The 26,702-nt window shown below is 37.4% G+C and carries 23 protein-coding genes; 9 read left to right on the top strand and 14 right to left on the bottom strand.

What is annotated here, in order from left to right; all coding sequences use genetic code 11:
• Positions 1-11: 11 nt before the first annotated feature.
• The gene (locus tag MKY81_RS02675; protein WP_341116586.1) at positions 12-2,366 is read left to right on the top strand and encodes an FdhF/YdeP family oxidoreductase; all 2,355 of its coding nucleotides are present in this window, start codon (positions 12-14) and stop codon (positions 2,364-2,366) included.
• 88 nt (positions 2,367-2,454) lie between these two features.
• On the top strand, positions 2,455-3,255 hold the full coding sequence (gene fdhD, locus MKY81_RS02680) for a formate dehydrogenase accessory sulfurtransferase FdhD (protein WP_066227548.1): 801 nt from the start codon (positions 2,455-2,457) through the stop codon (positions 3,253-3,255).
• Between the two features lie 158 nt (positions 3,256-3,413).
• Here fdhD and gntK read toward each other — a convergent pair whose 3' ends face one another.
• On the bottom strand, positions 3,414-4,952 hold the full coding sequence (gene gntK / locus MKY81_RS02685) for a gluconokinase (RefSeq protein ID WP_341116589.1): 1,539 nt from the start codon (positions 4,950-4,952) through the stop codon (positions 3,414-3,416).
• Positions 4,953-5,077: 125 nt separating this feature from the next.
• Positions 5,078-6,421, bottom strand: coding sequence for a GntP family permease (locus MKY81_RS02690; protein WP_107921089.1), 1,344 nt, complete (start codon positions 6,419-6,421; stop codon positions 5,078-5,080).
• Positions 6,422-6,777: 356 nt separating this feature from the next.
• On the opposite strand from MKY81_RS02690, the gene MKY81_RS02695 reads away from it, so the two are divergent.
• The gene (locus MKY81_RS02695) at positions 6,778-7,638 is read left to right on the top strand and encodes a MurR/RpiR family transcriptional regulator (RefSeq protein WP_066227557.1); all 861 of its coding nucleotides are present in this window, start codon (positions 6,778-6,780) and stop codon (positions 7,636-7,638) included.
• A 50-nt stretch (positions 7,639-7,688) separates the two neighbouring features.
• On the opposite strand, the gene MKY81_RS02700 is transcribed toward MKY81_RS02695, so the two are convergent.
• From MKY81_RS02700 to MKY81_RS02715, 4 genes are all read right to left on the bottom strand, one after another.
• Complete coding sequence (locus tag MKY81_RS02700) at positions 7,689-9,305, bottom strand: long-chain fatty acid--CoA ligase (RefSeq protein ID WP_341116592.1); 1,617 nt, start codon at positions 9,303-9,305, stop codon at positions 7,689-7,691.
• Positions 9,306-9,362: 57 nt separating this feature from the next.
• Complete coding sequence (locus MKY81_RS02705; protein WP_341116594.1) at positions 9,363-10,925, bottom strand: fatty acid--CoA ligase; 1,563 nt, start codon at positions 10,923-10,925, stop codon at positions 9,363-9,365.
• A 215-nt stretch (positions 10,926-11,140) separates the two neighbouring features.
• Entirely contained in the window at positions 11,141-12,280 is a 1,140-nt protein-coding gene (locus MKY81_RS02710; RefSeq protein WP_341116596.1) for a thiolase family protein, read from the bottom strand.
• Between the two features lie 87 nt (positions 12,281-12,367).
• Positions 12,368-13,513, bottom strand: coding sequence for an acyl-CoA dehydrogenase family protein (locus MKY81_RS02715; RefSeq protein ID WP_341116598.1), 1,146 nt, complete (start codon positions 13,511-13,513; stop codon positions 12,368-12,370).
• 176 nt (positions 13,514-13,689) lie between these two features.
• On the opposite strand from MKY81_RS02715, the gene MKY81_RS02720 reads away from it, so the two are divergent.
• From MKY81_RS02720 to murB, 3 genes are all read left to right on the top strand, one after another.
• On the top strand, positions 13,690-14,370 hold the full coding sequence (locus MKY81_RS02720; RefSeq protein WP_107921093.1) for a DNA alkylation repair protein: 681 nt from the start codon (positions 13,690-13,692) through the stop codon (positions 14,368-14,370).
• Positions 14,371-14,394: 24 nt separating this feature from the next.
• Complete coding sequence (locus tag MKY81_RS02725) at positions 14,395-14,637, top strand: hypothetical protein (RefSeq protein ID WP_066227570.1); 243 nt, start codon at positions 14,395-14,397, stop codon at positions 14,635-14,637.
• A gap of 354 nt (positions 14,638-14,991) precedes the next feature.
• Complete coding sequence (gene murB / locus MKY81_RS02730) at positions 14,992-15,909, top strand: UDP-N-acetylmuramate dehydrogenase (protein ID WP_066227573.1); 918 nt, start codon at positions 14,992-14,994, stop codon at positions 15,907-15,909.
• Positions 15,910-16,515: 606 nt separating this feature from the next.
• Here murB and MKY81_RS02735 read toward each other — a convergent pair.
• Positions 16,516-17,736, bottom strand: a complete 1,221-nt coding sequence (locus MKY81_RS02735) for a C40 family peptidase (protein WP_066232182.1) — start codon at positions 17,734-17,736, stop codon at positions 16,516-16,518.
• Between the two features lie 252 nt (positions 17,737-17,988).
• Between MKY81_RS02735 and MKY81_RS02740 the strand changes: the two genes are divergently transcribed.
• The 3 genes from MKY81_RS02740 to MKY81_RS02750 all read left to right on the top strand — a co-directional run bounded on the left by MKY81_RS02740 (position 17,989) and on the right by MKY81_RS02750 (position 20,118).
• Positions 17,989-18,615, top strand: a complete 627-nt coding sequence (locus MKY81_RS02740; RefSeq protein ID WP_341116605.1) for a histidine phosphatase family protein — start codon at positions 17,989-17,991, stop codon at positions 18,613-18,615.
• A 158-nt stretch (positions 18,616-18,773) separates the two neighbouring features.
• Entirely contained in the window at positions 18,774-19,577 is an 804-nt protein-coding gene (locus tag MKY81_RS02745) for a metallophosphoesterase (RefSeq protein WP_445663936.1), read from the top strand.
• Between the two features lie 100 nt (positions 19,578-19,677).
• Positions 19,678-20,118, top strand: a complete 441-nt coding sequence (locus tag MKY81_RS02750; protein WP_066232188.1) for a YrvL family regulatory protein — start codon at positions 19,678-19,680, stop codon at positions 20,116-20,118.
• Positions 20,119-20,253: 135 nt separating this feature from the next.
• On the opposite strand, the gene MKY81_RS02755 is transcribed toward MKY81_RS02750, so the two are convergent.
• The 7 genes from MKY81_RS02755 to MKY81_RS02785 all read right to left on the bottom strand — a co-directional run bounded on the left by MKY81_RS02755 (position 20,254) and on the right by MKY81_RS02785 (position 26,699).
• Complete coding sequence (locus MKY81_RS02755; protein ID WP_235993124.1) at positions 20,254-20,964, bottom strand: exonuclease domain-containing protein; 711 nt, start codon at positions 20,962-20,964, stop codon at positions 20,254-20,256.
• A gap of 22 nt (positions 20,965-20,986) precedes the next feature.
• Positions 20,987-21,943, bottom strand: coding sequence for a DUF294 nucleotidyltransferase-like domain-containing protein (locus MKY81_RS02760; protein WP_066232193.1), 957 nt, complete (start codon positions 21,941-21,943; stop codon positions 20,987-20,989).
• A 72-nt stretch (positions 21,944-22,015) separates the two neighbouring features.
• Entirely contained in the window at positions 22,016-23,266 is a 1,251-nt protein-coding gene (locus tag MKY81_RS02765) for an ammonium transporter (protein WP_066232196.1), read from the bottom strand.
• 172 nt (positions 23,267-23,438) lie between these two features.
• The gene (locus tag MKY81_RS02770; protein WP_341116612.1) at positions 23,439-24,005 is read right to left on the bottom strand and encodes a YkoP family protein; all 567 of its coding nucleotides are present in this window, start codon (positions 24,003-24,005) and stop codon (positions 23,439-23,441) included.
• A gap of 171 nt (positions 24,006-24,176) precedes the next feature.
• Positions 24,177-25,058 carry a GNAT family N-acetyltransferase gene (locus tag MKY81_RS02775; protein WP_108072922.1) on the bottom strand — a complete coding sequence of 294 codons (882 nt, stop codon included), beginning with the start codon at positions 25,056-25,058 and terminating at the stop codon, positions 24,177-24,179.
• Complete coding sequence (locus MKY81_RS02780) at positions 25,048-25,398, bottom strand: SCP2 sterol-binding domain-containing protein (RefSeq protein WP_108072920.1); 351 nt, start codon at positions 25,396-25,398, stop codon at positions 25,048-25,050. The genes MKY81_RS02775 and MKY81_RS02780 overlap by 11 nt, the downstream gene beginning before the upstream one ends.
• Positions 25,399-25,481: 83 nt before the next feature.
• Entirely contained in the window at positions 25,482-26,699 is a 1,218-nt protein-coding gene (locus MKY81_RS02785; protein ID WP_108072917.1) for an MFS transporter, read from the bottom strand.
• Positions 26,700-26,702: the final 3 nt, after the last annotated feature.

The raw sequence follows: 26,702 nt of genomic DNA on the forward strand, positions 1-26,702 counted from the left end.
AGGTGGAAAAGATGGGAAAAACTAAGCATCAAGGACCGATAAAGTTACCAAAAACACCCGATCCAAAGCTTTGGGTAAGCCCAATTCCTTTTGGGCTGGGGAAGATTAAGCCGAAGCATATTCGTGATACGATGAAAGTCTTATGGGAAAACCGAGATAATCTTCCGTATGCATCAAGGATTTTAACCCAAGGGGTTTGTGATGGTTGTGCATTAGGCGTGGCTGGTCTTCGTGACCAAACATTAACAGGACCACATCTCTGTACAACCCGCTTAAATGTTCTTCGTTTAAATACAATGCCTGCCATGGAAGAATCAGTGATTCATAGTAACATAGAAGAGCTGCAAAAGTTTACTAGTGCAGAGTTAAGAAAGCTTGGGCGAATCCCTTACCCTCTTTCAAGAAAAAAAGGCGAGAAAAAATTTACACGAATTACATGGGATGAAGCATTAAATCGAATAGCTGAAAAAATAAAGGCAATTAATCCAAAACAGCTCGCTTTCTTCCTAACATCAAGAGGAATTACCAATGAAGTGTATTATACAGCTGGAAAAATGGCACGCTTTCTCGGAACGAATAATATTGATAACGCCTCAAGAATTTGTCACTCACCGAGTAAAACAGCATTAAAGCGTTCATTAGGAATTGGTGCATCCAGCTGTAATTATCAAGATTGGATCGGTACGGATGTCCTTATTTTTTGGGGATCAGTTGCTGCTAACAATCAACCCGTTTCAACGAAATATATGTATGCAGCGAAACGGAAAGGAACGAAAATAATTGTAATCAATCCTTATCGTGAACCGGCTATGGATGGATATTGGGTTCCATCCATTCCTGACTCCGCTTTATTTGGAACGAAAATTGCCGATGACTTTTATCAAGTCAATATAGGTGGTGACATCGCCTTTATGAATGGGGTGATGAAACATTGGTTTGAAATGGAGGAGGAAGAAAAAGGATCGGCGATTGATCATCAATTTGTGAAGGAACATACGAATGGGCTTGAAAAATTAAAAGCCCACGTCGTAATGCAAGATTGGGAGTTACTAGAGAAATCCTCCGGTCTAACCAAGGAACGGATGTGTGAATTTGCTGAAGTTTTAGCGAAAGCAAATAGTGCCGTATTTGTTTGGTCCATGGGGCTTACCCAACATCGGTTTGGAACAGATAATATTTCTCAAGTTGCTAATCTCGCTATGCTTCGTGGATTTATTGGTCGACAACATTGTGGAGTTATGCCGATTCGCGGACATTCGGGAGTTCAAGGTTCAGGTGAAATGGGAGCAGACCCTTTTGCTTTGCCTGGGGGAGATTTTGACTATAAAAACATCGAACGAATGGAAAAGATATGGGGATTCGAAATTCCAAAATGGCAAGGCGATATTGTTGGAGTTTCGATTGAAAACGCAATGCTCCCGGATGATCATGAAAGGAAACTGAAAGTATTTTACACTTCAGGTGGGAACTTTTTAGAAACGATGCCTGATCCTGCGTTTGTGAAGGAATGTTTAGAATCTGTTGAACTTCGTGTCCATCAAGATATTATTTTTAATACTTCTACTTTAGTTGAGGCGAAAGAAGAAGTGATTGTTTTACCGGCGATGACAAGATATGAACAACGAGGTGGAGGAACCTCCACTTCTACCGAGCGAATGGTTTATTTTTCACCGGAAATTAAAGGACCAAGAATTGAGGAAGCACGATCGGAGTGGGAAATCTATGTTGATTTAGCTGCGCGAATTAAACCTGCCGAAGCAAAGGAATGTTTGAATTTTTCTAGCGCAGAACAAATTCGTGAGGAGATTGCTAAGGCAAACCCTAATTATGATGGAATCCAACATTTACATCAAAAAGGCGATGTGTTCCAATGGGGTGGTGCATGGTTATGTGAGGATGGAATTTGTCCTACCGAAGATGGCAAAGGACAATTACTCCCTATAGAAATACCTGAGCTTCACAAGCCACAAGGTCATTTTTACGTGACGACACGAAGAGGAAAACAATTTAATTCGATGATTTATAATGAAAAAGATTCGTTTAACAATGCCGATCGCTATGATGTTTTAATAAATGAGGTGGATGCTTCTGAATTAAACATTGCTGAAGGAGAAGCAATCGTTATGTACAATAAGTACGGCTATTTTCACGGTCGGGCAAAATTCGCAGAAACTCAGCGCGGAAACCTTCTTGTGTTCTGGCCTGAGGGAAATGTTCTTATTCCGAAGGGAGTCTATGAACAATATGCGGGAATACCTGAATACAATACCGCTGTAATCGTTGAGAAAGCCGAATCTTTCCATGCACATAAGGATACGAAATATATGGAGAAACGAATCGAGGATTTAGAAGTGGAAATTAGTTAAGAAATCGGCAGGAATGCTGATTTCCTTTGTTTTAGAAATTAGCTACGTTTGAGAGGACATTGAAAGTGAGTGGGGTGGAGTTTTACCAATGGACAATAAAGTTAGAAAGCCATATACGATCGTCAAATACAATGGGGAAACATTATCAAGTGTACAAGATGATATCGCAATCGAGTTTCCATTAACCATTCATGTCGATGGAGAGGAATTTGCAACGATTGTTTGCTCCCCTACCCACCTCGAGGAGCTTGTTATAGGATTTCTCGCATCGGAGGGGCTTATTCGGCTCCACTCTGAAATTGCGTCAATTTCGATCGATGACAATCATGGTTTTGCCTATGTAAATTTAAAGAATAAGAAGGTAATTAATAAGGATTTATATTCTAAGCGATTTATTGGATCTTGCTGCGGCAAAAGTCGGCAATTTTATTTTCACAATGACGTGCGAACAGCGAAAACGATCACGAACACAACTACGATTACGCTTGAAAAATGCTTCCACTTAATGAATATGTTGCAACATCAATCCGCTGATTTTCGGTTAACAGGCGGCGTCCATAACGCTTCCCTATGCACGAACGATGAGATGATTATTAACCGCACAGACATCGGCAGACATAACGCTCTCGACAAACTATATGGTTATTGCCTGAAAGAAAAAATCACTCGCTCAGATAAGATCATCGCCTTTAGCGGCAGACTGTCATCCGAAGTAATACTAAAAGTCGCCAAAATCGGTATCGGAATCATCCTATCCAAATCCGCACCGACATCACTAGGAATCGACCTAGCCAACGACCTCGGCATCACCATAATCGGATTCATCCGAAAAAACCAACTCAACATCTACACCCACCCAGAAAGAGTGTCAGGCACCGAATTGGATTAATACAACATCTTTCTCCACAACCAAAGCGGTGTCAGGCACCAATTTGGATTTATGCAACCTTTTTCGTCATAACCAAAATGGTGTCAGGTACCGAATTGGGTTATGGAAGCATTTTTCCCATTATCCAAAACGGTGCCTGACACTTTATTTGTGACACCTTATTTGATTTTGCGTTGGTATTGGGCGATTCTGTGGTAGTCTTCTTCCATTTTTCTGCTGATGGATAGGAAGATGGACATGAGTTCTTCGTAGATTTTAGCGTTTTCGGGATTTGGCTCGATGTCGTTTGTTGTGCCAACCATGTCCTCAACTACTTCTAATCGATCGATTTCCCCAATAGCATATAAACCTAATACGACTGCGCCTAAGCACGAACTTTCATAGCTTTCTGGAATGGTAACAGGTCCTCCAAACACGTCAGCCATGATTTGCCGCCATAGCTTAGATCGAACGAAGCCGCCACTTGCATGAATTTTCTTCGGTTCACCAATTAGCTCTTGTAATGCGAGCATTACGCTATACAGATTGTACATAACCCCTTCAAGAACAGCACGAACAAGATGTGCCCGTGTATGGTATAAAGCAAGACCAAAGAAAGAACCCCGTGCATCTGCATTCCAAATTGGCGCGCGCTCCCCTGCCATATAAGGATGAAAAATCAAGCCGTCCGCTCCCGGCGCCACCTTTTCAGCCATTTCTGTTAACAATTCATAAGCATCTTCCCCATTTTCCTCTGCCCTTTGTACCTCTAATTGCCCAAACTGATCACGAGCCCATTGGAACGTCACTCCACCGTTATTAACTGGCCCGCCAACAACCCAATGGTTTTCTGTTAAAGCATAACAAAAGGTTCGTCCTTTCGGATCGGTTAAAGGTTTATCACTAACTGTCCGTATGGCACCGCTTGTACCAATCGTGACTGCGAGAACACCCGGTTTAATCGCATTAAGTCCTAAATTTGAAAGAACACCATCACTTGCCCCTACTACAAATGGTGTGTCTACGGAAATATTCATTTGACCAGCCAGCCCACTGTCCAAATTTTTTAAAATATGTGTCGTTGGAACAAGAGCGGGTAGCTTGCTTTCGTCAATCCCGGCAATTTCCAATGCCTCTTTATCCCATTTTAATGTTTCTAAATTAAACATCCCCGTTGCTGAAGCTAATGAATAATCCATCACATATTGATGAAACATTTTATAAAAGATGTATTCTTTAATCCCTAGAAATTTATTCGTTCTATTAAACACTTCTGAATGTTCATTTCGTAACCAAATTAATTTCGTGATTGGTGACATCGGATGTATTGGCGTACCAGTTCTTCGATATAAATTTAACCCTCTTTTAGACGCCTTCAATTCATCCGCATACTTAACACTTCGATTATCTGCCCACGTAATACTTTTTGTCAGAGGATTCCCTTGCCCATCAACCGCAATGACACTATGCATTGCCGAGCTAAAAGATACAAACATTAACTCCTCTTTATGAATCCCACTTGACTTCATCAACTCACGAATTGAAATAATTACTGCTTGAAAAATTTCATCCGGATCTTGTTCAGCGATCGAAGGAGTTGGATTATGTAATGGATACCCTTTTGAAAATGTATCGACTACTTCGCCTTCCTTAGTAAAAAGAACCGCTTTTGTACTCGTTGTTCCGATATCTACACCCATCATATAGGACTGTGCCATGTTTATTCACCTCAAATTAGTTTTTGCTTCGCAAGCAGTACGGAATTTCACGATATCCGCGACTCCCTTTAAAAAATCGACAAGAACCCACGTCAAAATCTGACGTGGGATTTATCATACTTTAATTATACAAAAATACTTAGTAATAACACGATAATGAGTGAAACGATAGAAAGTAGCGTTTCCATAACTGTCCATGATTTTAAAGTTTGGGACACACTCATATTAAAGAATTCTTTCACCATCCAGAAACCTGCATCATTTACATGGGATAAAATCAATGAACCTGAACCGATGGCCAAAACAATTAACTCCGTATTGACACCATGTGTGCTTGCAATCACCGGTGCAACAATTCCAACAGCGGTTGTCATTGCGACTGATGCTGATCCCGTTGCTACACGAATTAATGCAGCGACTAACCATGCAAATAGAATCGGTGAAATATGTGTGTTCGTAGCAAGATTAGCAATAGCATCTCCTACCCCACTCGTAATTAATACATTTTTGAAGGCACCGCCTCCACCAATAACTAAAATAATTGTAGCCGTTGGTGCTAAGCACTCACCCATAAAGCTGGAAAGTTGTTTCTTATTAAATCCTCTTGCATACCCAAGCGTAAAGAATGAAACAATCACTGAAATTAATAAAGCGACAATTGGTTTTCCAAGAAAAGTGCTCCATTCAGCTAGCGCTTTGTTTTCATGCAATATACCGCTTATCGAACCAACTAACATTAAAATGACTGGTAATAGAACGGTGAAAATTGTTACCCCAAAGCTAGGTAATTTATTTGTTTCCTTTTTCGAAAATTGCTCTGACAATTCTTTAGACATTTCTATATGACCAAGTCGTTTGGCGATAAAAGAGCCAAAAATAGGACCGGCAATAATAACAGAAGGAATACCTACAATCAATGCATATAAGATTGTTCTTGCAACATTTGCATCTAATCCTTCCACAGCAATCATTGGTGCCGGATGTGGCGGAAGCAATCCGTGCACAGTTGATAATCCTGCAACCATCGGAATCCCAATTTTCAATATCGACATTCCCGACCTTCTTGCAACCGTATACACAAGTGGAATTAATAAAACAAGTCCTACTTCAAAGAAAACCGGAATCCCGACAATAAAGGCAACAATCATCATTGCCCAATGGACTTTCTTTTCGCCAAATTTATTTAGCAACGTATTCGCAATTTGGTCAGCTCCACCAGACTCAGCCAGCATTTTCCCAAGTATCGTCCCAAGACCTATTATAACAGCAATGGAACCTAATGTATTCCCTACCCCATTCTGTATTGCATCCGCCACATCAGGAAGTTTCATTCCGGCTAACATTCCTAGAATAACTGATGTTAATAATAACACAACGAACGGATGCCATTTTACTTTCGCAATCATAAAAATCAAAAAGATAATGGCTAATAATGTGTAAACTAATAAACTTATGTCATGACCTGTCATTCTTCGATCCTCCAAATCTAGATGTTTAGTTTTATAGTGATTGTGTTCTTAATTTGAAGAAGCAATCGTTTACATTTTTCATGTAAAAAGAAACGTCCCTATTAAAACGGTTTCATTTCACTTGAAAGAAATATTTTTTCAATATAATTCTATTTTACGATAAATATTTTTTATTTCAATAGTTTTTATGAAAAATAATTCCCTAACTTATTAACAAATAGAAGAAAAAGCAGACTAGATACCCTATTTCAATGAATCTCCCAATGCTTTACAAAAAAAATTTCGAAACCGTTTACATTTCCCCTTTCATTTATATTACAATAGAAGAAAAGACTGCTTAGAAAGGTGTAATTTAAATGGGAACACAAATTCAAAAATTCCCTTGTTTACCAAGGATTCGTACGATGTACCCACAATTTAGCGAAAAAGAAAAAATAATAGCCGACTATATATTAGAACATCCTGAAAAAATCATTCATTCAACAATTAATCAACTTTCCGATGATTTATTTGTAGCCGATGCTACTGTTTTTCGCTTTTGCAAGCGGATAGGGTTTAATGGCTTTCAATCTATGAAAATCGCTTTGGCTTCAGAAATTGTTGCACCGATTAAAAATATTCACGAAACGATTCAAGAGGGTGATAACGAAAAGGAAATCGCCGAAAAAGTATTCAAAGCGAATATCCGAACATTAGAGGATACCCTTCATATTTTTAATGAAAATCGTTTCACGGAGGCGACCGAACTAATAATGGGGGCAAGAAAGGTTGAGTTTTATGGTATTGGTGGCTCAGGGGTCATTGCTATGGATGCTCATCATAAATTTTTGCGTACTGGCATTCAAACTTCGGCTTATACTGATTCACATTTTCAAATTATGTCTGCCTCACAGCTAACTGATCAAGATCTGGTGATTCTTATCTCCCACTCAGGTTCTACGAAAGACATGATGGAGATCCTGGACATCGCTAAAAAGAATGGGACAAAAACAATTGGAATTACAAATTTTGCAAAATCGCCATTAAGCCAAAAAGTAGATATTCCCCTATTTACAGCTTCCCAAGAAACAGACTATCGATCCGAGGCATTGTCCTCTCGTATTGCCCAATTAAGTATAATTGATGCCCTTTATGTAAATGTAATGGCGAAGCAAGATAATTTAGGGAAGGAATCACTGCAAAAAATGAGAGAAGCAATCTCTCTTAAAAAGTTATAAAACAAATAGAAAACCAACTGTTATTAAGGAAACAGTTGGTTTTCAAACTTTTAAATTTCAACAAAGTAATCCTTTAGCCTCGATCTTAACTCTCTTTTCAAAAACTTCCCTACCGATGTTTTCGGAATTTCATCCAAAAATAATATTTCATCCGGCATCCACCATTTCGCAAATTGCGGGGCAATGAAATCTAATATTTCTTGTTTTTCTACCTTGCCTTTAAAAGCATCTTTCAATACGATACATGCAATCGGTCGTTCTTGCCACTGTGGATGTGGTACTCCGACTACCGTTGCCTCAAATACTGCTTCATGGGCCATCAATGCATTTTCTAAGTCAACTGAAGAAATCCATTCTCCCCCGCTCTTTATTAAATCCTTTGTCCGATCGACTAATTTCACATTTCCCTCTTCATCTACGGTAGCCACATCACCTGTATAGAGCCAGCCATCTTTAAAAGATTCGCTTGTTCGTTCATCCTTATAGTACTCATCTGCAATCCACGGACCCTTAATTAATAATTCACCCATTTCTTTCCCGTCCCATTTCACCTCATTATCTCCCGCGATGACTTTCATTTGTAGCCCAGGTACAAGTAGACCTTGCTTCGAGCGAATGTTTAATTTCTCTTCTTCATCTATATCTTCTTGATAGCTTTTAAGTGTCGAAATTGTTGCTAGCGGGGTTGTTTCAGTCATCCCATAGGCATGTAAAAATGGGATATTATATTTTTGTTCGAACGCTTTAATCATGGCCATTGGAGCTGCCGAACCACCACAAAGAATGCTTCGTAATGAAGAAGTGTCATAATGATTTTGTTCTAATTCATTTAATAGTCCTAACCAAATTGTCGGCACCCCAGCTGTGACTGTGACCTTCTCATTTTCAATAAGTTGAGCAAGCAGCTTTGGCGTAAACATCGGACCTGGTAAGACTTGCTTAGATCCGAACCATGTTGCAGCAAAAGGCATTCCCCAAGCATTAACATGGAACATAGGAACAACTGGCATACATATATCCTTTTCAGACATTGCAGTAGTATCAGCTAACCCTAATGCATAGCTGTGTAATACAATTCCTCGATGTGAATATACAACCCCTTTCGGATTCCCAGTCGTTGCTGATGTATAACACATTCCTGCAGGGTCATTTTCATTAATATCCTGTAGGAAAGAATGCTCCGGATCACCAGCTTCAAGCAATCTTTCATAAGAATATACAGGCTCTAATGTAGTAGTTGGTAATTTATCCTGATCTGTCATGATAATATATGCCTTCACAGTAGTAAGAGAATCTTTTACCATTTCAACGAGAGGAAGAATATCCTCATCTACGAATAATACTTCGTCTTCCGCATGATTAATAATATAGGAAATATGTTCAGGCGAAAGTCGAAGATTAATCGTGTGTAAAACAGCTCCAATTCCAGGCGCGGCAAAATAAATTTCCAAATGGCGATGATGATTCCAAGCTAAAGTTCCAACCCGATCGCCTTTTTTCACTCCGAGTGTTTCTAAAGCACTTGCAAGTCTGCGAGTTCTCCTACCAATTTCTTTGTACGTAAAGCGATGGATCCCCGACAAAGTTCTTGAAACGACTTCCTTCTTTGGAAAAAATGTTTCAGCCCTCTCTAACAATGAACCTACTGTTAATGGCACCTGCATCATGTCACATTTCCCCTTTATCTATTTGATTTAATTAGATTACAAGTACATTTGTGTTTCTCATATGTTCTGTGATTCTTCCTTTAACTGTTCTCTCAATAAAAATTTTTGAATTTTCCCACTAGCATTTCTAGGCAGGACATCGCAGAATATATATTTTCTTGGCCGCTTATAATTCGCAAGATGGTCACTATTTATGCACCATTCATCCAAGGCAGTTTCAGTTACATCCGGGTCTTTCTTTACAACAAATGCAATCACTATTTCTCCCCAATGCTCATTAGGACTTCCAATAACCGCTACATCTAACACGCCGGAATGCTCATAAAGAACATCCTCCACCTCACGAGGATAAATATTTTCTCCACCGGAAATAATCATGTCATCCACTCGATCCTTCACCCACAAATAGCCGTCTTCATCTAAATAGCCAATATCACCAGAATGGTACCATCCCTTATATAAGGCATATTCCGTCGCTTCATCACGTTCAAAATAGCCGCCCATCATACATGGGCCTTGAACAATGATTTCGCCTGTTTCCCCTATTGGGACAACATCATCCGGATCTGATGGTCCATTTTCATTCGGCCTTACAATACGGATATCATGATTTAAACACGCTTGCCCCGCAGAACCCGCCTTTGATAATTGATCATTCTCTAAAAGGAAAGAAATCGCTGGTCCCATTTCGGTCATTCCATATGCTTGAACAAGCGAAATCCCTAACTGTTTATGACAAGCATGAACAAGTGTTGGTGCCATTGGAGCTGCACCGTAAAGTCCTAGTACCAAACTGTCCAGTTTGTACTTTTCCAAATCCTCTTGTAAAAGCATGTTCCACATCGTCGGTGCTGCAAAAAGCTTAGTGATTTTTTCTTGTTCAATTAGCCGAAGAACTTTAGATGCATTGAATTGGTGGAGAATCGTATTTCTAGCTCCCACATGAATTCGTGGAATGAGTGCACAGTGTAGTTCTGCACAATGGAACATCGGTGCAGTGACAAGCCCATGATCATTTGCATGTAACTTAGTCGCACTTATAATAATAAGACTTTGTTCAACGATTTCTCGATGACGATGGATGACACCCTTTGGTCGGCCTGTTGTTCCGCTCGTGTACATAATGGCGTAAATGTCTGATTCTTCTATTTGGTAGTCTTCTAAAGTTGTAGGTTCAGTTTGAATTTTCTCTTGATAGTTGGCTGCATAGGATGGTGTTTGATCATCAATAAACCAAAACGAAATGTGAGGATAACGGCTTTCAATAGAGGTAATGGTTGATGCTAAAGCCTGTTCGAAAAGGACCACTTTCGGTTTTGCGTCGTCTAAAATATAAGCTACTTCTTCGGACATCAACCTAAAATTAATCGGATTAATTACAGCCCCAATCTTGGCGCAAGCAAAAACAGCTGTTGCTAATTCTTCATTGTTAAATAGAAACGTTGATACACGGTCACCTTTGCGAACCCCCTCATGGATAAGGGCGTTCGCTAGTTGATTTACGCGTTCACTCCATTCCTGATACGTAAATCTCCTGTTTCTTCTCACATCAAATAAGGCTTCTTTGTTCGGATATTTTTTCACAGTTAAATCGAAAAGCTTTCCAATTGTTGTGGACATAAACGAACCTCCCTAATTCTTTCATTTACTTCGTATGGATAGTTGTTATCAAATCCGCAGTCTGAATACACTACGCTTTCCGCGGGTGACCCGTGAGCCTGTCTAGTTCCGGCGGCTCTGTATTTATAAAATGTTTTCATCCTATAATCCTGAGGGAAAATATACGTTTTTCCTATAAACCTTTAAAAAGTAGCCTTATTAAACTGTTACCAAACTCACTCCAATCTTTCGATGATTGTTGCATTGGCCATCCCAAATCCTTCACACATTGTTTGCAAGCCGTAGCGCCCACCTGTCCGTTCAAGCTCATGCATCATTGTTACCATTAATCTTGCACCACTAGCACCAAGTGGATGGCCAAGCGCAATGGCCCCTCCATTCGGATTTAACTTTTTCGGATTAGCTCCTGTTTCTTTTAACCATGCTAACGGCACAGAGGCAAAGGCTTCATTCACTTCAAACACATCGATATCATCGATTGTCAATCCCGCTTTTTTTAGTACTTTTTTCGTTGCGGGGATAGGTCCTGTTAACATAAGTGTTGGATCGGAACCAACAACAACACGCGTATGAACTTTAAAACGAGGTTTCAATCCAAGTTCCTCCGCTTTTGAACGAGACATTAAAAGCAGCGCTGCAGCTCCATCACTAATTTGGCTTGCATTTCCAGCGTGGATGATGCCATCCTCCTTGAATGCAGGTTTTAAATTCATTAATACTTCAACAGATGTTTCCTTTCTAGGTCCTGAATCATGGATAATGACTGAATCCTGGCCATTTTCTATCGGTATAATTTCTCTTTGAAAATATCCTTCATATTGAGCATTTAATGCTTTTTGATGACTTTCATAGGAGAATTGATCCAAAACTTCTCTAGTAAAACCATATTTTTCTGCAATTCGTTCTGCTGACAGTCCTTGGTGGATCATTTCATATTTATTTGTTAGTTTTTCGCTAAACGGTGACCCTTGATAGTTAGACGCAATCGGAACCCTTGACATGCTTTCAACTCCACCAGCAACCACAACTTCCATGTCACCCGAAAGTATCGCTTGTGATGCAAAGTGAACTGCCTGCTGACTTGAACCGCATTGACGATCAATTGTTGTACCTGGAACCTCTAATGGATAACCGGCGATTAAAGCGGCAATCCTTGCAATATCACCTGCTTGTTCACCGGATTGAGTCACACATCCAAGAATGACATCGTCAATCATGGATGGATCCAGTTTCGTTCGTTTAATAAGTGATTTCAATGTTTCAGCCGCTAAGTCATCTGGACGAATATCCTTTAAATCTCCCTTTTTCCTTCCAATTGGTGTACGAACCCCTTCAACAATCACGACTTCTCGCATGATTTACTTCCTTTCTCTTCCTCCCTTAAATGAGGACTTTTTGTACTTATATAAACGTTAAATCTGCCTATCTATTAATTTAGTCGACTATAATCCAAGATTCTTCGCAATAATTGTTTTCATAATTTCATTGGTCCCGGCGTAGATACTTGCTACGGGAATATCCCGATATCGCCTTGCAATCTCATATTCCTCCATATAGCCATATCCCCCGTGGAGCTGCATACATTGAGTAGCAACATCCCTTGCCATTTCGGTCAACTTCCATTTTGCCATCGATACTTTCGCGACAATATCTTTTCCTTCCATGTGTTCAGCGATTAGTTGGTCTAAAAATGTCCTCCCCATTTCAATCTCTGTTGCCATTTCCACCAGTTTAAATTGGGTGTTTTGAAATTTACTTATTGCTTTTCCAAACGCTTTCCGTGATTTCACATAATCCATTGTTATTTCTAGCATTCTCTCAGCTGACACCTGTGCAGCAATTGCAACAATTAAGCGTTCCTGCTGAAGTTTTTCCATAAGATACGTAAATCCCTTGCCTTCTTCTCCAAGTAAATTCTCTTTCGGTACACGACAATCCTCAAATATCAACTCAGCGGTATCTTGCGCATGCAAGCCAACTTTATTTAACTTTCTGCCCCTTGAAAATCCTGGTGTATTTCTTTCTACAGCAAGAAGACTCATCCCTTTATGGGGAGGGACTGCCTGTGGATTTGTTTTGCAAGCAACGATTACTAGATCTGCATGAACCCCGTTTGTAATAAATGTTTTTTGTCCATTTAATAGATAATGGTCTCCATCTAAAATGGCAGTCGTTTGCATATTAGCCAAATCTGATCCACAACCAGGCTCTGTCATCGCAATGGCTGTAATTGTTTCCCCTGCCACACATGAAGGAAGCCATTTTCTCTTCTGTTCCTCCGTACCATAGGAGGTCAAATAAGGAATCACAATATCATTATGTAAACCGATACCAACCAGGCTTGAGCCCACTCTTTCTAACTCCTCGTTAATAATAACCGAAAAGCCCCAATCTCCTCCATATCCACCATATGACTCATCGACATCCGGACAAAGAAACCCTTGCTCCCCCATTTTTTGCCAAAAGGAGCGAGGAACAATCCGATTTTCTTCCCACTCATCATAGTAAGGTACACACTCTTTCTGAAGAAATCGCCTTAAAGAACTACGGAATATTTCATGTTCATCTTTCAAATATAGATGGTTCATTTGAAAATTCCCCTTTTCTATGCCAATCGTACTATCTTCTATTGTAACCGATTGGACGTATAACTGTTAGAATATTTTGACTTAAAATCAGAAAAATTTTTACTAGTTTTAATTTTAGTCATTCTAGTAAAAGTTGTATGATAGTAGCAAACTAATTATGTCTAGGAGTGATCATTTTGTTTCCCGTTAAATTAATAGATGAACTATTACAAGAAAGCGCTAATAAAGATGAGGCCATTAAAATGGAAAGTTATATGAAAAATAACTTCAAATTTTTCGGAGCAAGAGCACCGGTTGTAAAGGAAATTTTCAAAAAGTTGATTACCGTTTACACAATTCATCCACATGAATTAAAGGAACTTGTTACTCATTTGTGGAAAAAAGATGAAAGAGAGTATCAAATGATTGCGATTCTTTTTTTAAATCGTTATCAAAAGTGGTTAAAGGAGGAGGATATAGAATTAATCGAATACTGCATTACAAATAAATCTTGGTGGGATTCTGTTGATTCAATTGCTCCCAATGCACTCGGATATTATTTAAAAGCATATCCTCAACATAAACCTGAAATCATCGAGAAATGGTTATCCTCCAATAATCTTTGGCTTCAAAGAAGTATCTTATTATATCAATTAAAATATAAGAAAGACACAGACGTTTCCATTTTGTTCGATAGTATCCTACGTTTAAAAGATTCCAAAGAATTTTTTATCCAGAAGGCAATTGGATGGGCATTACGGGAGTATTCAAAAACAGATTCACAAAAAGTTATAGACTTCGTAGATTCAACCAATCTCGCAAATCTTAGTAAAAAAGAATCGTTAAAATGGATGAAATCTAAAAAGATAATCCGGTAAATGATCTTAAATGAGGTGGATTAGATGAAAGCAAAAAAGGGAGTTTCTTTTCTTCGAATCTTTTGGGTAATTTTTTTAATTTTTATTGCTCTTTTCCTTGTCTATCTTTATCAGCTGCATACTGAAGGTTTATTAACAAAGAAAATTCTCTTCACTGTAGATCAGCTTGCTAAAATGATCAAGAAAAATCCCATTCTATTTGTGGGATTAATAAGCTATATTATTATATTTTATCTCGGCTATTTGGTAGGAAAGAAACGAAGATGAAAGAAGAAAATCTCCTTTAATATGACAATATTCACCACTTCCTTCATTTAATCAAACGTTTGATTAAAAATGCTGTGCCTATTGATATATAAAGTTTATAGCATTCTTCTATATGAGATTATTGTCAAATTTTCTCTATCAGGATGCTCTCCAATTTACGAAAACAACAATAATATTACAATTACTTATAACCTGCGTTTTTCAGTTGATTATTCCCCTTTTTATTACTATGATAAGGATATTGTCAAAAAATTTTTCTCATTGTATATTACTTTAAAACAAATATAGGCATATGCTAAAATGAAGGCCACTTTTTCATCAAAGATCATTATCTCTGCAAAAGGAATGATATGAATGACTGATTATACTCAAATTTACAATAAATTATCGACTATTATAGATAAAAACAATATTAAAACGAATGAGTTATTAAAAAACCATACGTATACAAAACTTGGCGGGAAAGCGGATATTTTTCTTACCCCTTCCACTTATGAAGAAGTGCAGACCGTCGTTAAATTTGCAAAGCGGGAGAATGTCCCTTTCACCTTACTAGGAAATGGTTCCAACTTGATTGTTAAGGATGGCGGAATTCGCGGCATTGTTATTCTTCTTGAAAATTTCAATCGTATTTCTGTTGAGGAGAATTTCTTAACAGCGCAAAGCGGTGCCGCCATCATCGATGCATCTCAGTATGCATTAAAGGAAAAATTAACTGGTTTAGAATTTGCTTGTGGAATCCCTGGTACTGTAGGCGGGGCTTTATTTATGAATGCCGGTGCCTATGGCGGTGAAATTAAAGACGTATTGGATCATGCGATTGTTATCGATCGTAACGGAGAAGTCGTAAAAAGAACGGCAGAGGATCTTGAACTTAGCTATCGTACAAGTAATATCCCTGAAAAAGGGGATATTGTTCTTGAAGCCATTTTTAAACTTAAACCTGGGAACTATGAAGAAATTAAAGCAATTATGGATGATTTGACATTTAAAAGAGAATCTAAACAACCACTCGAGTATCCTTCATGTGGCAGTGTATTTAAAAGACCACCCGGTTACTTTGCCGGGAAACTCATTCAAGATAGCGGGCTTCAAGGAAAACAAATTGGCGGTGCGCAAGTATCAACAAAACATGCCGGTTTTATTGTCAACAAAGACAATGCAACTGCAGAAGAATATATTTCATTAATCAAATATGTTCAAAAGACTGTGAAGGAAAAATTCAATGTAGAATTGGAACGAGAAGTTAAGATTATTGGTGAGGATTTATAATTGTTATTAACTGCAAAAAACACACGAGCAAATGTAAGCTCGTGTGTTTTTTGCAGTTAAATATTATCATATATCCGATGAGAGTATTAAGGTGGGCGAATAAAGTAGTTCTTCCATTTTTGAGTGATGCGTAAAAAGGTTATGTCATTGTCCTTTCGTGCACTAATGCAATGAGTTCTTGACTTTTCCTTCTCGAATCTTGTGGATTCGTGCACGTAAGCAATGTATTCCTAGTCTTTCCTTCTCGAATCTTGTGGATTCGTGCACGTAAGCAATGTATTCCTAGTCTTTCCTTCCCGAATCTTGCGGATTCGTGCACGTAAGCAATGTGTTCACGGTCTTTCCTTCTCGAATCTTGTGGGTTCGTGCACGTAAGCAATGTATTCCTAGTCTTTCCTTCTCGAATCTCGCGGATTCGTGCACGTAAGCAATGTGTTCACGGTCTTTCCTTCCCGAATCTCGCGGATTCGTGCACGTAAGCGATGTATTCCTGGTCTTTCCTTCCCGAATCCGAGTTCTCCTACGATAATTTGATTCACTTAACACTACGTCAGTGTATAAAAAACCCCTAGCGAATACTGTATTCGCTAGGGGTTGCTTATTATTTTATTCAACTACGCGTCGTACAACACCTTTGAATGCTTTTTTCCAGTATGAGTTGCTCAATGAATCAATTGATACGCCGTGTGAACTGTTGTCATTTAAGAATTGACCATTTCCTAGATAAATTCCTACATGACCATTTGTTTTATACGTATCAAAGAAGATTAAGTCTCCTCTTTTCATTTCTGAAGAACTTACTGCCCTTCCTTGTCCAACTAGTGTATCCGTATTTGTTCCAGAAACTGGTCCTAGATTAACTCCACCTTCAGCATATGCCCAGCGAACGAATGAAGAGCAATCAAATGAACGTCTTGCTATATCGCTGCTGCTACGACCGCCGCCCCAATTGTAAGGAGAACGACCAACAATAGATGACCCTGCACTTATCGCAGCTTCAATGCCTCCGGAGCCTAATTTTACAGTTGATGATGGCGCCGTGTAAGTGGACGTATGATTAGTTGATGAACTGCTGCTTTTTGTTCCTGAAGTAGTTTCAGAAGTAGAAGCGGCTGCTGCTTTTTCCTGTGCCGCCTTTTCTGCTGCAGCCTTTTCAGCAGCTGCCTGGTCTTCAAGATTGCCTAATTCACTTGATGCATTTTTTTGTTCTTCTTTTATTTTTGCAAGAATACTATTTTTATCATCAATTTGATATTGTAATTCCTCTTTCAGATCTTTAAGATCATCTAAATCCTTCTGAACTTTCTCTAGCTTACTTGCAAGCTCTTTCTTGGACTGTTCAAGTGATTCTTTATCTTTTTTCTGTTCATCTAAAATCTTCTGATCAGCATTTACGATGGTAGAAACCGCCATAGCGCGGTCAACGAAATCACCGAAACTTTCGGATTCTAGTAAAACATCTAAATAACTTACGACACTCCCGCTCTCTTGAATCGCACGGGCACGTTTTTGTAATAATTTATTACGTTCATCAATTCTTTTCTTTGTATCTGCAATTTTTACTTTTAATTGTTCAGATTCTTTTTTTGTATCTGCTACTTCTGCCTTTGTCTTGTTCATTTCCGCATTAGTCTGTGCAACTTTTGCATCGATTTGTTTCATATCCGCAAGCATATTGATTTCATTTTGTTTTAAATCGGAAATTTCTTGCTTTTTCGCACGAATTTGTTGATTTACATTTTCGGATGCAAAAACGTTTTGGGTAGAGAATAATGCGCTCGTCCCAATTACAGACGCTAAACCAAGTGTAAGTAATCTCTTTCTCATTTTCTTTTCCCCCGTGATCTTTATAAATATACGAACATAATCTATTAAAATTTAAATTTATTCTATTAATTATGTATAAATAGAAAAATACGTGTCTATTGTCACAGGTGCTATTATAACATCATTATTCGACAAAAGGAGCCACAATCATATTACATTTATATTTCAATTGCGTTACTCTTTGTTAAGTTATTGAAAAAGATTCCGATTTGTTATACTTAAATAACTATATTATTAAAAAGAGGTGGTCTAATGACTATCATATATTTCGTACGTCATGGAGAATCAGAATGGAATGCTAGTGGAAATCGTTATTGCGGACGAACTGACATTAAGCTTTCAAATATTGGAAAACAACAAGCTCAGATGGCAGCTACATTATTGCAAGATGTACAATTTACAGGTGCTTACTCCTCGCCATTATGCAGGGCACGTGAAACGGGAGAATACATTTTATTAAACCACGAGGAATTCGTTCCTATACAAAATGATGAAAGACTCATTGAAGCAAATTTTGGTGAATGGGAAGGCAAAAGGCTAGAAGTATTTATCGCTGAAGATCCAAAGTATTGGGATCAATGGCTAAAGGATCCCGGTTCTACCAAAGCAGGGAAAACAGGTGAAAATGCTTTCGAAATTTTTCAGAGGGTGAATGAATTTGTAAACGATGTTGTTAATCAGCATCCTGAAGGAACGATTCTAGTGACAGCCCACAGCTGGGTCATTAGATTTTTTGTTGCGGGCACACTTGAGATCCCTTTCCGAAATTATCGAATGATTGCTCAGGACAACGTTGGAGTAACGATTTTTAAACGAACAAAAGAAGATGAAGGCCGCTTTTTAGCGATTAATTTGAATACACATATAAAGAAGTCCTGACTTTAGAATCAGGACTTTTTTTCTTATGCAAAACAAGTTAGAAATCGTTTTCCCATTAATTACAGCTAACAATCTTGCTTTTAAGCAATTATAATCAAAGGTGAGGAGGGGATAGTTTGTACATTTGGATAATCGCAATAATTGCCATTACTTTTCTAATGATTATTTTTAATAAAGGAAATAAAAACACGCAAAATGTCGTGATAAATCATATAGCGGTCAATCACCCTACGATAGATGGGCAAACGATTAAAGTACTTCAAATCTCTGATCTACATTTAGAAAATCTCTCCATTTCGCCAGAAAAGCTTTATGCAAGTTTAAATGATCAATCATTTGATTTAATTGCTTTAACTGGTGATTTTTTAGATAGAAAGCGCAGTATTCCAAAACTGATTCCTTATTTAAACGTGTTCAACCAACTTAATCCTAAATACGGAACATATGCCGTATTTGGAAATCATGATTATGTATTGCGGGATTCAAATTTTCTTACATTAAAAAAAGTGCTTGAAGATCAAGGGTGTAAAACGATGCAAAATGAGAATGACGTTCTAACGATAAACGGGAATCGTTTAAACATTATCGGGATTGACGATTTTAGTACTAAGCGGAGTGAAATTGATAAATCCTATCACGGACTCATGCACGGATATAATCTCGTTTTAACACATGATCCAAATATTGTGCTTAAAATGAAGAATTTTCACTTTGATTATTTATTATCTGGCCATTTTCACGGAGGACAAATATATTGGCCAAAGCCATACCATCTTCTGAAAATGGGAAAACTCGTACGAATGAATATGATTAAAGGCTTGCAAACCCACGATGGAAAGCCATTTTATATTAGCGAAGGATTAGGACAAACAGGTCTTAATATTCGTATTGGAAGCCGTCCTGAAATCACAATCCATCATTTAACGCTTCCAATTATCGAGAAGGCTGCCAGTGCCATGTAGCTTCCACTATCTTAAGAACACCTAATCATTTAGGTGTTTTTTGCATTTTATTGTAAAAATTCTGATATTATTGATATAAGAATAATCTTCGGAGGAACTCATGAAGAATAATGACGAAAAATTTTCAGATTTAAATTTCCCCTCAAAACTGGTTACTATACTATCTATCGGATTTTTAATTATTTTTGCATTAGTAGTTGTCATAGCTCTTTACTTTTTTGGGATAATAGGATTTTTCCGCTTACTTAATGTCCAATATGATTCAAATCAAGCACTTATTTCCTTTATCTTAAAATTCTTTTTCATTTGCCTAATAGCCGAGGTTTTTGCAAAGTTAATTATTCGTTTTATTATCAGTTATGTAAACAGTAATATAGTGAATTTCATTGTTTTAATGTTTTTCGATATATTAATTAGTTGGATTGTCCTCCATTATGTTGATGAATCGATGAGTAGTATTACTATTCCTACCTGGGTCGAGCTTATACTAGCTTTGTTTCTTGCTTGTGCTGAGTATAACTTTGACAAGAAAAAGGAATAAGATTTTTTCAACAATAAATCTTATTCCTCACCAATAGCCAACACTTATCTTTTTAATCAAACGTTTGATTAAAAATCTTTAAACCATTGACATATAAGTATTTCATTCGTTTTTTCTATGCGAAATTTGCCAGATTCATTTTTTTCTTTTCGCAACTTCTTCATATAGATCCATTAATGATATAACTCCTAGTTTTTGAACCTTTTCAATGTATTTACACCATAATTGAGCAGTAAGTATTGCATCCCCTAATGCATGATGACGGTTTTCCACCGGAATTCCTGCATAGTTGCACCACTCTTCCAATTTCACAATACGAATTGTCGGCTCAGCTATCTGAAGCAGAAAAGACGTATCAATCAATCTATGATTAAACGACGAACGATAAAGCTTCCAATTCACATGCTGGAGAAAGTTTTTCTCATGATATGAATGATGAGCAATGAGAGGATCATCTTTTACAAATTGATAAAACTGATAGATCACCTCCGATAAGGAAGGTGCAGTGGTCAAATCACTTTTCCTAATACCTGTTAATTGTTCGATTTCAGGAGGGATATCTTGATTCGTATAAATCAATGAGTAAAACTGCGTATCCTCAAAGATTTTTCCTTCTCTCACTTTGAGTGCGCCTAATGAAATTATTTGATCCCCTTGCTCTGGATAAAAACCAGTAGTCTCTATATCAAAAACAGTAAATTGTAATTGTTGTAACGGTAGAAACAACTTTTCGTCATTATTTATTTCCCTTTGGAGCTGGCGAACATATGCTAACTGCTGAGCATTTTGTCTGCCCTGCATCACTTCAATGATATTTAACCCTTTTTCCTTTATATAACGAATCATTGAATCAAAACCCATAATTCACCTATAGGCCTTTCGCTATCGTTTCAATGAACCGATGCAGTCTTTTACCGTGATGAAGAATTTCTTTTATCTCTTTTCTTTTCTCACGCTCGATATTTTTTACATTTATATAATTCATACTTTGACAAGAAGTTCGTTCATTAATAAGTGATAATCGATAGGCTAATAATTTTTTAAAATAGCGTTGGTAAATAGGGATATCCTTCTCATACCTCATCATTTTAGACAAAGCATTCATTCGTAATATGGTAGATGTTTCATACACCCCTTCTTTTATCGCTAAATAGCGAATGGCATTCACATAAGGAAGGTATGCCATAGATTTTAAATCGATTTCTCCTTGATGGATCCCTTTTGTTTCAACAAAAATTTGTCCAAATAGACCTACCGAATTTCTTACATGTCGTATATTTTCAAAAAAGCGTTCTAAAACATTTGGATTGCTAACTATTTTGTTAAGAAATTGCCTCTTTAAATCTTCAATAAATTCATCATTCCCCACAAGATTCCTTGAATCAAAGAATATCGTAGCATTTCGAATCGATTCCCAACTTCCCTGCTCTATCCATCCGTTGATTTGCTCTTCCCACTCCTTATGTGACCTACACCAAAGAATATTTGAGCTCATCACTTTTCCCTCACAATAAGAATAGCCTAATCGATATAATTCATCTGTCAGCTCCTTCCCTAGGTGACGAAAATAAAGCATATTTTTCTCATCATCATCCTCGAAAACGAGCCCATGGTCTTGATCACTAAAGATTCCCTGTTCTGACCTTCCGGCACTCCCCATGACAAACCAAGAAAACGAGCATGGAGGAGGACCTATTTGATTAATAGATAGTTGAAATGCTTTTTTCATCACTTGATCATGGAACAGATTTAGGGATCTATTATCAGAAAAATACTTGAATAAATAATTATTTTTCAAGCTTACTAATGATTGATGCTCATTCATGAGGAATTTCTATACCCTCCCTCCAACGGTACAACGACTATTTTTTGATCATTCAAACCTTCCCCATTTGCTTCAACTAATTTTTTCTTTTGCAATTAGCTCCGGATACCCATAAGTACCATGTTCACTTAAATCAAGACCAATAATTTCTTCCTCTTCTGTTACTCGAAGGCCGTTCATGAGCTTCTTCATCACATATAAAATAACAAAGGACACAATAAACGCATACAAACCTGATACCACAACTCCCGTCAACTGTACTCCAAGTTGGTGAAAGCCACCTCCATAAAACAGACCTGGTGAGCCTACCGTTGCAAGTTCTTTTGTTGCAAAAAATCCCGTTGATAACGTGCCCCAAACACCCGCTGTTCCATGTACAGATAAAGCATAAATTGGATCATCAATTTTCCTATTGTCAAAAAACCTCATGCTATAGAAGACCAAAATCCCAGCGATAAAACCAATGATTACCGCTGCCCAAGCAGATACAAATGCACACGATGCGGTAATTGCAACAAGTCCTGCTAAAGCTCCATTTAAAATCATTCCTATATCTGATTTACCTAGTACTAACCATGAGATAAGAAGAGCAGCAAACGCACCTGCGCCTGCAGCAAGATTCGTATTAAGGGCAACAAAACCGAAGAATCCATCAGCAACTGACAATGTACTACCGGCATTAAAGCCAAACCAACCTACCCATAAAATGAGGACTCCTAATGCTGTAAAGACTTGATTATGTCCATATATTGCGTTCACTGAACCATCTTTATTGTATTTACCTATTCGAGGCTTTAATAATATAGTTGCTGCTAACGCCGCCATCGCACCCGTCAAATGAACAACAGTTGAACCCGCGAAATCTTGTTTGCCGTGTTCGGCTAACCAACCGCCTCCCCAAATCCAATGTGCAACGACAGGATACACAATAACCGAAAATAATATTGAAAAAATAACATATGTGGAAAATTTAGCACGTTCAGCAAACCCGCCAAAAGCGATCGTTAAAGCGATTGTGGCAAATGCTAATTGAAAGAGAAAGAAGACCGATGAAGATAAATCTGTACCATCAATTTGGTAGCCAGAGTAGAAGAAATGAGAAAGTCCAACAAAGAAGTTTGCATGTTCGCCAAATATAAATGCATAACCTACAGCCCAAAACACAAGAGATCCAATCCCAAATGTTACGATTGTTTTTCCAGCAATATGTCCTGCATTTTTCATCCGTGTAGATCCACTTTCCAATAAAATAAATCCACCTTGCATAAGAATAACCAAAATCGCTCCCAGCATAACCCAAACAGTATTCATTACCATTTCCATACTTTCCCCTCCTATAATTGTCATATATAAATACATTTCATGTTATAAAATGTTACACGATATGTATTTGTTAATTATTTTAGAGGAAATTTCATCAAAGTCAAGATTTTTTTTTGACTTTTTCAAATTTAATGTCAGAAAATATGACATTATTTAAACATAAAAAAAGGGCCTAAGCCCCTAAATATTTTTCAAATAGTTTTTCCTTCGACATAACTAAGTAAGTTGGTCTTTGATTTTTGATTTTCTTCATCGATAATGTGGAATGGGAGATCAAAAAAATTGGTGTTTGCGTGAGTCGTTTAAAATGTATATAATATCTGTTTTCCGGATACATAAGCTCAAATCCCAGCTTCTTCACACCCTTGTTTAACATCGTTATTCCGATAATCCCCTTAATCTCCTCTTTCCTTTGATGGGATTCAATAAATTTTGCTAATAAAGGCATGGATTGTTCGACCATTTTATAAATCACTCTAGTACGCTGGACGGGATGGCTAATCGACATCACTTCTTTTAACACACGGACATTGTGTAAATGAATTTTCAACAAACAGTCATTTTTTTTAATTTCTGTTCCATCCGCTAATAAAAATGTTTTTCCTTTATATTTTGTTAGCTTTACCCGGAAAATTGCCTTTTTGTTTTGAATAAATCCAATATATTTTAACCTTCTAATCAAATGATAAAAGGGATCAATAAACATCCATAACGAAATAATCGAGAATCTTATAAACAAAACAATCTTATCCCCTTTCAGGTTTTCTCCCTTTCACTTTTAGGATAAACACTTTATTCAATTTTAACTCCATTTTTCACTATGGAAAATAACAGTATGAATATAATAAATGCGCCAAGACAACAATGTAAAAAAATGACCCCACTATACTTAAAGTAAGTGAGGATCTTTTTATTCATTGCTACGATAAGAAATAAGTTTATATTTTTCAACAAATCCAGCACTTGTATAAAGATTTATGGCTCTTGAATTTTTTTCACTTACACATAACTGTATTTCACTTATGCGAAATTTAGTAAATAATTGATATAATGCCGCCTTTATTAGTGTTCTTCCAATTCCTTTTTTCCTATGATTAGGTGAGACTCCGATAAATTCTATGCACCCTTCACCGAAAATAGGGTTTGCCTCAAAATACACATAACCTTGAATCAATCCTTTTTCTACAGCTACAATAACTTTTCTTACATTATTTAACCTTTTTACAATCCCTTTTCCATCATAATAAGAATGAGGAAATAATTCGTCATGTAATGTAATAAATTGGTTGTATTCCTCAGGAGGTAGGTCTAGCAGATGAATATCATTTATCGGTTTTTCCTGAGACTGATTGGCACTCAACAATAAATGAATGTTTCCTTTGATAAAATTGTGCTGTTGCATAAAAGTTCCGGCGTGATGGTTCTCGGTATTGTAAAAGCCATTAAAGCGATTGATTTGGATTGGCAATTCCTCCATTAGGTGCATCCATAACTCATTTGCTATCGAATTCCAATCGTTCCCCTTTATAAATGGACCCCAAATTTCGGCTTCCATGAACTCTTTATCAATATCTAAACCTAACAAACCTACTAATTCTTTATTATCATATGCAGCAATCAATGATTGCCGTATAGGCAAATCAGAAAAATGGTGTTGCAGTGTATATAAAATTTCTTCTGGATTGCTTCCACAATAACCAACATGTTGACATGGATCACCGTTACAATCTGCTATAAAAGACGCGGCTTCTGGCAAATCAACAATCGATTGAATCGTAATATTAGAATTCATATTGTCCTAGCAGTCCTTCTAATTTCAATGCAAGCCCGACACTTCCTTGAACCTTAATTTTCCCCATCATAAAGGCGGCAGTACTGTTCATTTTTCCTTGCAAAAATTTCTTAAAATCCGATACTTTCATTTGTAATGTACACGAAGGCTCTTCAAAATCTTCCCTTAATACGCGTACTGTTTCGTTAGAGAAAGCTAACTGAAATACACCGCCATCTTCCCCAGATAAATCAAATTGGTATACCACATTTAGATCCTTATAAGGTTGCGGATTATCCTTCATTAATTTCTCAATATCCATCCATATTTCTTCAACAGTCATATTCATTAAGTCCGTCATGATTCGTTCCCCCTATGATTTCGTGTATAATTTTCTTTTATTGTCTATGAGATGTAATGCCGTATCATTATCTTGTTCGCTATTCACTTTGATTTTTCCTCCAAACTGGTTGATATGGACTTTTTTATCGTTAACACACACGTAAGAAGGATCGCTATAATAATAAAAGAAAGACCACCAATAAGTCCTAAAGTACGTGGATAAATAAATTCTAATGCCACTCCCGCCAAAAACATTGAAATACCTAACAATGTATTAGAAATCGTTGCAATGATTCCAAATATCGTTCCTTGAAGTTTATCTGGGACTTCTCGCATAAGGACTGTATCAAAGCATGTATTTCCAATTCCCGACATAAAGGCAGTGCAACAAAAGAACAACAAAGCAAGCATGAAATAACTGGATTGACTTAACATGGCAAGTGATACCCCTTCTAACATTAAGCAAAGAAATCCAATTAACAGTAATTTGCTTTTTAAACGATTGGCGATCACAAAACTGAATACTAAACCTATCCCTAGCGCTCCATAAAATAAGCCAACCCCCATATCGCCAAGCTTAAAGATATTCACTGCATAAACGCTTATTAAAACATTATCAATCCCATTAATTAATGGGATTAAGCATTCCCCTAGCAAAATAATTTGAAGTGGAACGGATGCCAAAAGTACTTTTTTAAGCATGGATAAGTTTGCTGATTCTCCTTGAGACCGTTTTCCTCCCAATGCCTCAGGAAAAACTATTGACGAAATTAACCATGCCGCAATTAAAAAAGATGCCCCATTAAACATGAAACTTATATTCGGGCCAAATAAATAAGAAACCACCCCGCCCGAAAATGCACCACCGATTAATACGATACCAATCATTACCTGTTCCAACCCATTTACTTTAACAAGATGTTCTTTTTTAATAAGCCGTGGAATCGTCGCCTTACGAGTCGGAGCATAAATGGCCTCCCCTGCTGCTAATACAAATGAACCGATGTAAATAATCCAAATATCGTCCTTACTATTTACGAGCAGGAAGGATAAGGCAAAAATAACCCTAACAAGATCGGTGATAATTAATATTCTTTTTCTTGAAAATCGATCAGCAAGCCTTCCCCCTAACGGACCGAACGCTAAAAATGGCAATAATCTTAGTGCCATCGTCACTCCTACTGCAAAACCAGATCCTGTTAATTGAAGGAGCATTGTAAGCATTGCCACTTGACTAAATCGGTCACCAACCCCATTTACAATCCCAGCAACAAACAACTTTCGATACTGAGGTTCTGCTTTAAAAAGTGAAAAATTCATTCC

The sequence above is a fragment of the Heyndrickxia sp. FSL W8-0423 genome (genome assembly GCF_038009395.1).
In the GTDB taxonomy this organism is placed as follows: domain Bacteria; phylum Bacillota; class Bacilli; order Bacillales; family Bacillaceae_C; genus Heyndrickxia; species Heyndrickxia sporothermodurans.

Bases quoted from the DNA above. Each gene is read 5' to 3' on its own strand.
- MKY81_RS02780 (WP_108072920.1), bottom strand. From the start codon at position 25,398: ATGACGGACTTAATGAATATGACTGTTGAAGAAATATGGATGGATATT.
- gntK (WP_341116589.1), bottom strand. From the start codon at position 4,952: ATGGCACAGTCCTATATGATGGGTGTAGATATCGGAACAACGAGTACA.
- MKY81_RS02740 (WP_341116605.1), top strand. From the start codon at position 17,989: ATGACTATCATATATTTCGTACGTCATGGAGAATCAGAATGGAATGCT.
- MKY81_RS02735 (WP_066232182.1), bottom strand. From the start codon at position 17,736: ATGAGAAAGAGATTACTTACACTTGGTTTAGCGTCTGTAATTGGGACG.
- MKY81_RS02710 (WP_341116596.1), bottom strand. From the start codon at position 12,280: ATGCGAGAAGTCGTGATTGTTGAAGGGGTTCGTACACCAATTGGAAGG.
- MKY81_RS02775 (WP_108072922.1), bottom strand. From the start codon at position 25,058: ATGAATTCTAATATTACGATTCAATCGATTGTTGATTTGCCAGAAGCC.
- fdhD (WP_066227548.1), top strand. From the start codon at position 2,455: ATGGACAATAAAGTTAGAAAGCCATATACGATCGTCAAATACAATGGG.
- MKY81_RS02745 (WP_445663936.1), top strand. From the start codon at position 18,774: ATGATTATTTTTAATAAAGGAAATAAAAACACGCAAAATGTCGTGATA.
- MKY81_RS02700 (WP_341116592.1), bottom strand. From the start codon at position 9,305: ATGATGCAGGTGCCATTAACAGTAGGTTCATTGTTAGAGAGGGCTGAA.
- MKY81_RS02785 (WP_108072917.1), bottom strand. From the start codon at position 26,699: ATGAATTTTTCACTTTTTAAAGCAGAACCTCAGTATCGAAAGTTGTTT.
- MKY81_RS02705 (WP_341116594.1), bottom strand. From the start codon at position 10,925: ATGTCCACAACAATTGGAAAGCTTTTCGATTTAACTGTGAAAAAATAT.
- MKY81_RS02755 (WP_235993124.1), bottom strand. From the start codon at position 20,964: ATGATTCGTTATATAAAGGAAAAAGGGTTAAATATCATTGAAGTGATG.
- MKY81_RS02715 (WP_341116598.1), bottom strand. From the start codon at position 13,513: ATGAACCATCTATATTTGAAAGATGAACATGAAATATTCCGTAGTTCT.
- MKY81_RS02695 (WP_066227557.1), top strand. From the start codon at position 6,778: ATGGGAACACAAATTCAAAAATTCCCTTGTTTACCAAGGATTCGTACG.
- MKY81_RS02765 (WP_066232196.1), bottom strand. From the start codon at position 23,266: ATGGAAATGGTAATGAATACTGTTTGGGTTATGCTGGGAGCGATTTTG.
- MKY81_RS02725 (WP_066227570.1), top strand. From the start codon at position 14,395: ATGAAAGCAAAAAAGGGAGTTTCTTTTCTTCGAATCTTTTGGGTAATT.
- MKY81_RS02750 (WP_066232188.1), top strand. From the start codon at position 19,678: ATGAAGAATAATGACGAAAAATTTTCAGATTTAAATTTCCCCTCAAAA.
- MKY81_RS02675 (WP_341116586.1), top strand. From the start codon at position 12: ATGGGAAAAACTAAGCATCAAGGACCGATAAAGTTACCAAAAACACCC.
- murB (WP_066227573.1), top strand. From the start codon at position 14,992: ATGACTGATTATACTCAAATTTACAATAAATTATCGACTATTATAGAT.
- MKY81_RS02760 (WP_066232193.1), bottom strand. From the start codon at position 21,943: ATGAATGAGCATCAATCATTAGTAAGCTTGAAAAATAATTATTTATTC.
- MKY81_RS02690 (WP_107921089.1), bottom strand. From the start codon at position 6,421: ATGACAGGTCATGACATAAGTTTATTAGTTTACACATTATTAGCCATT.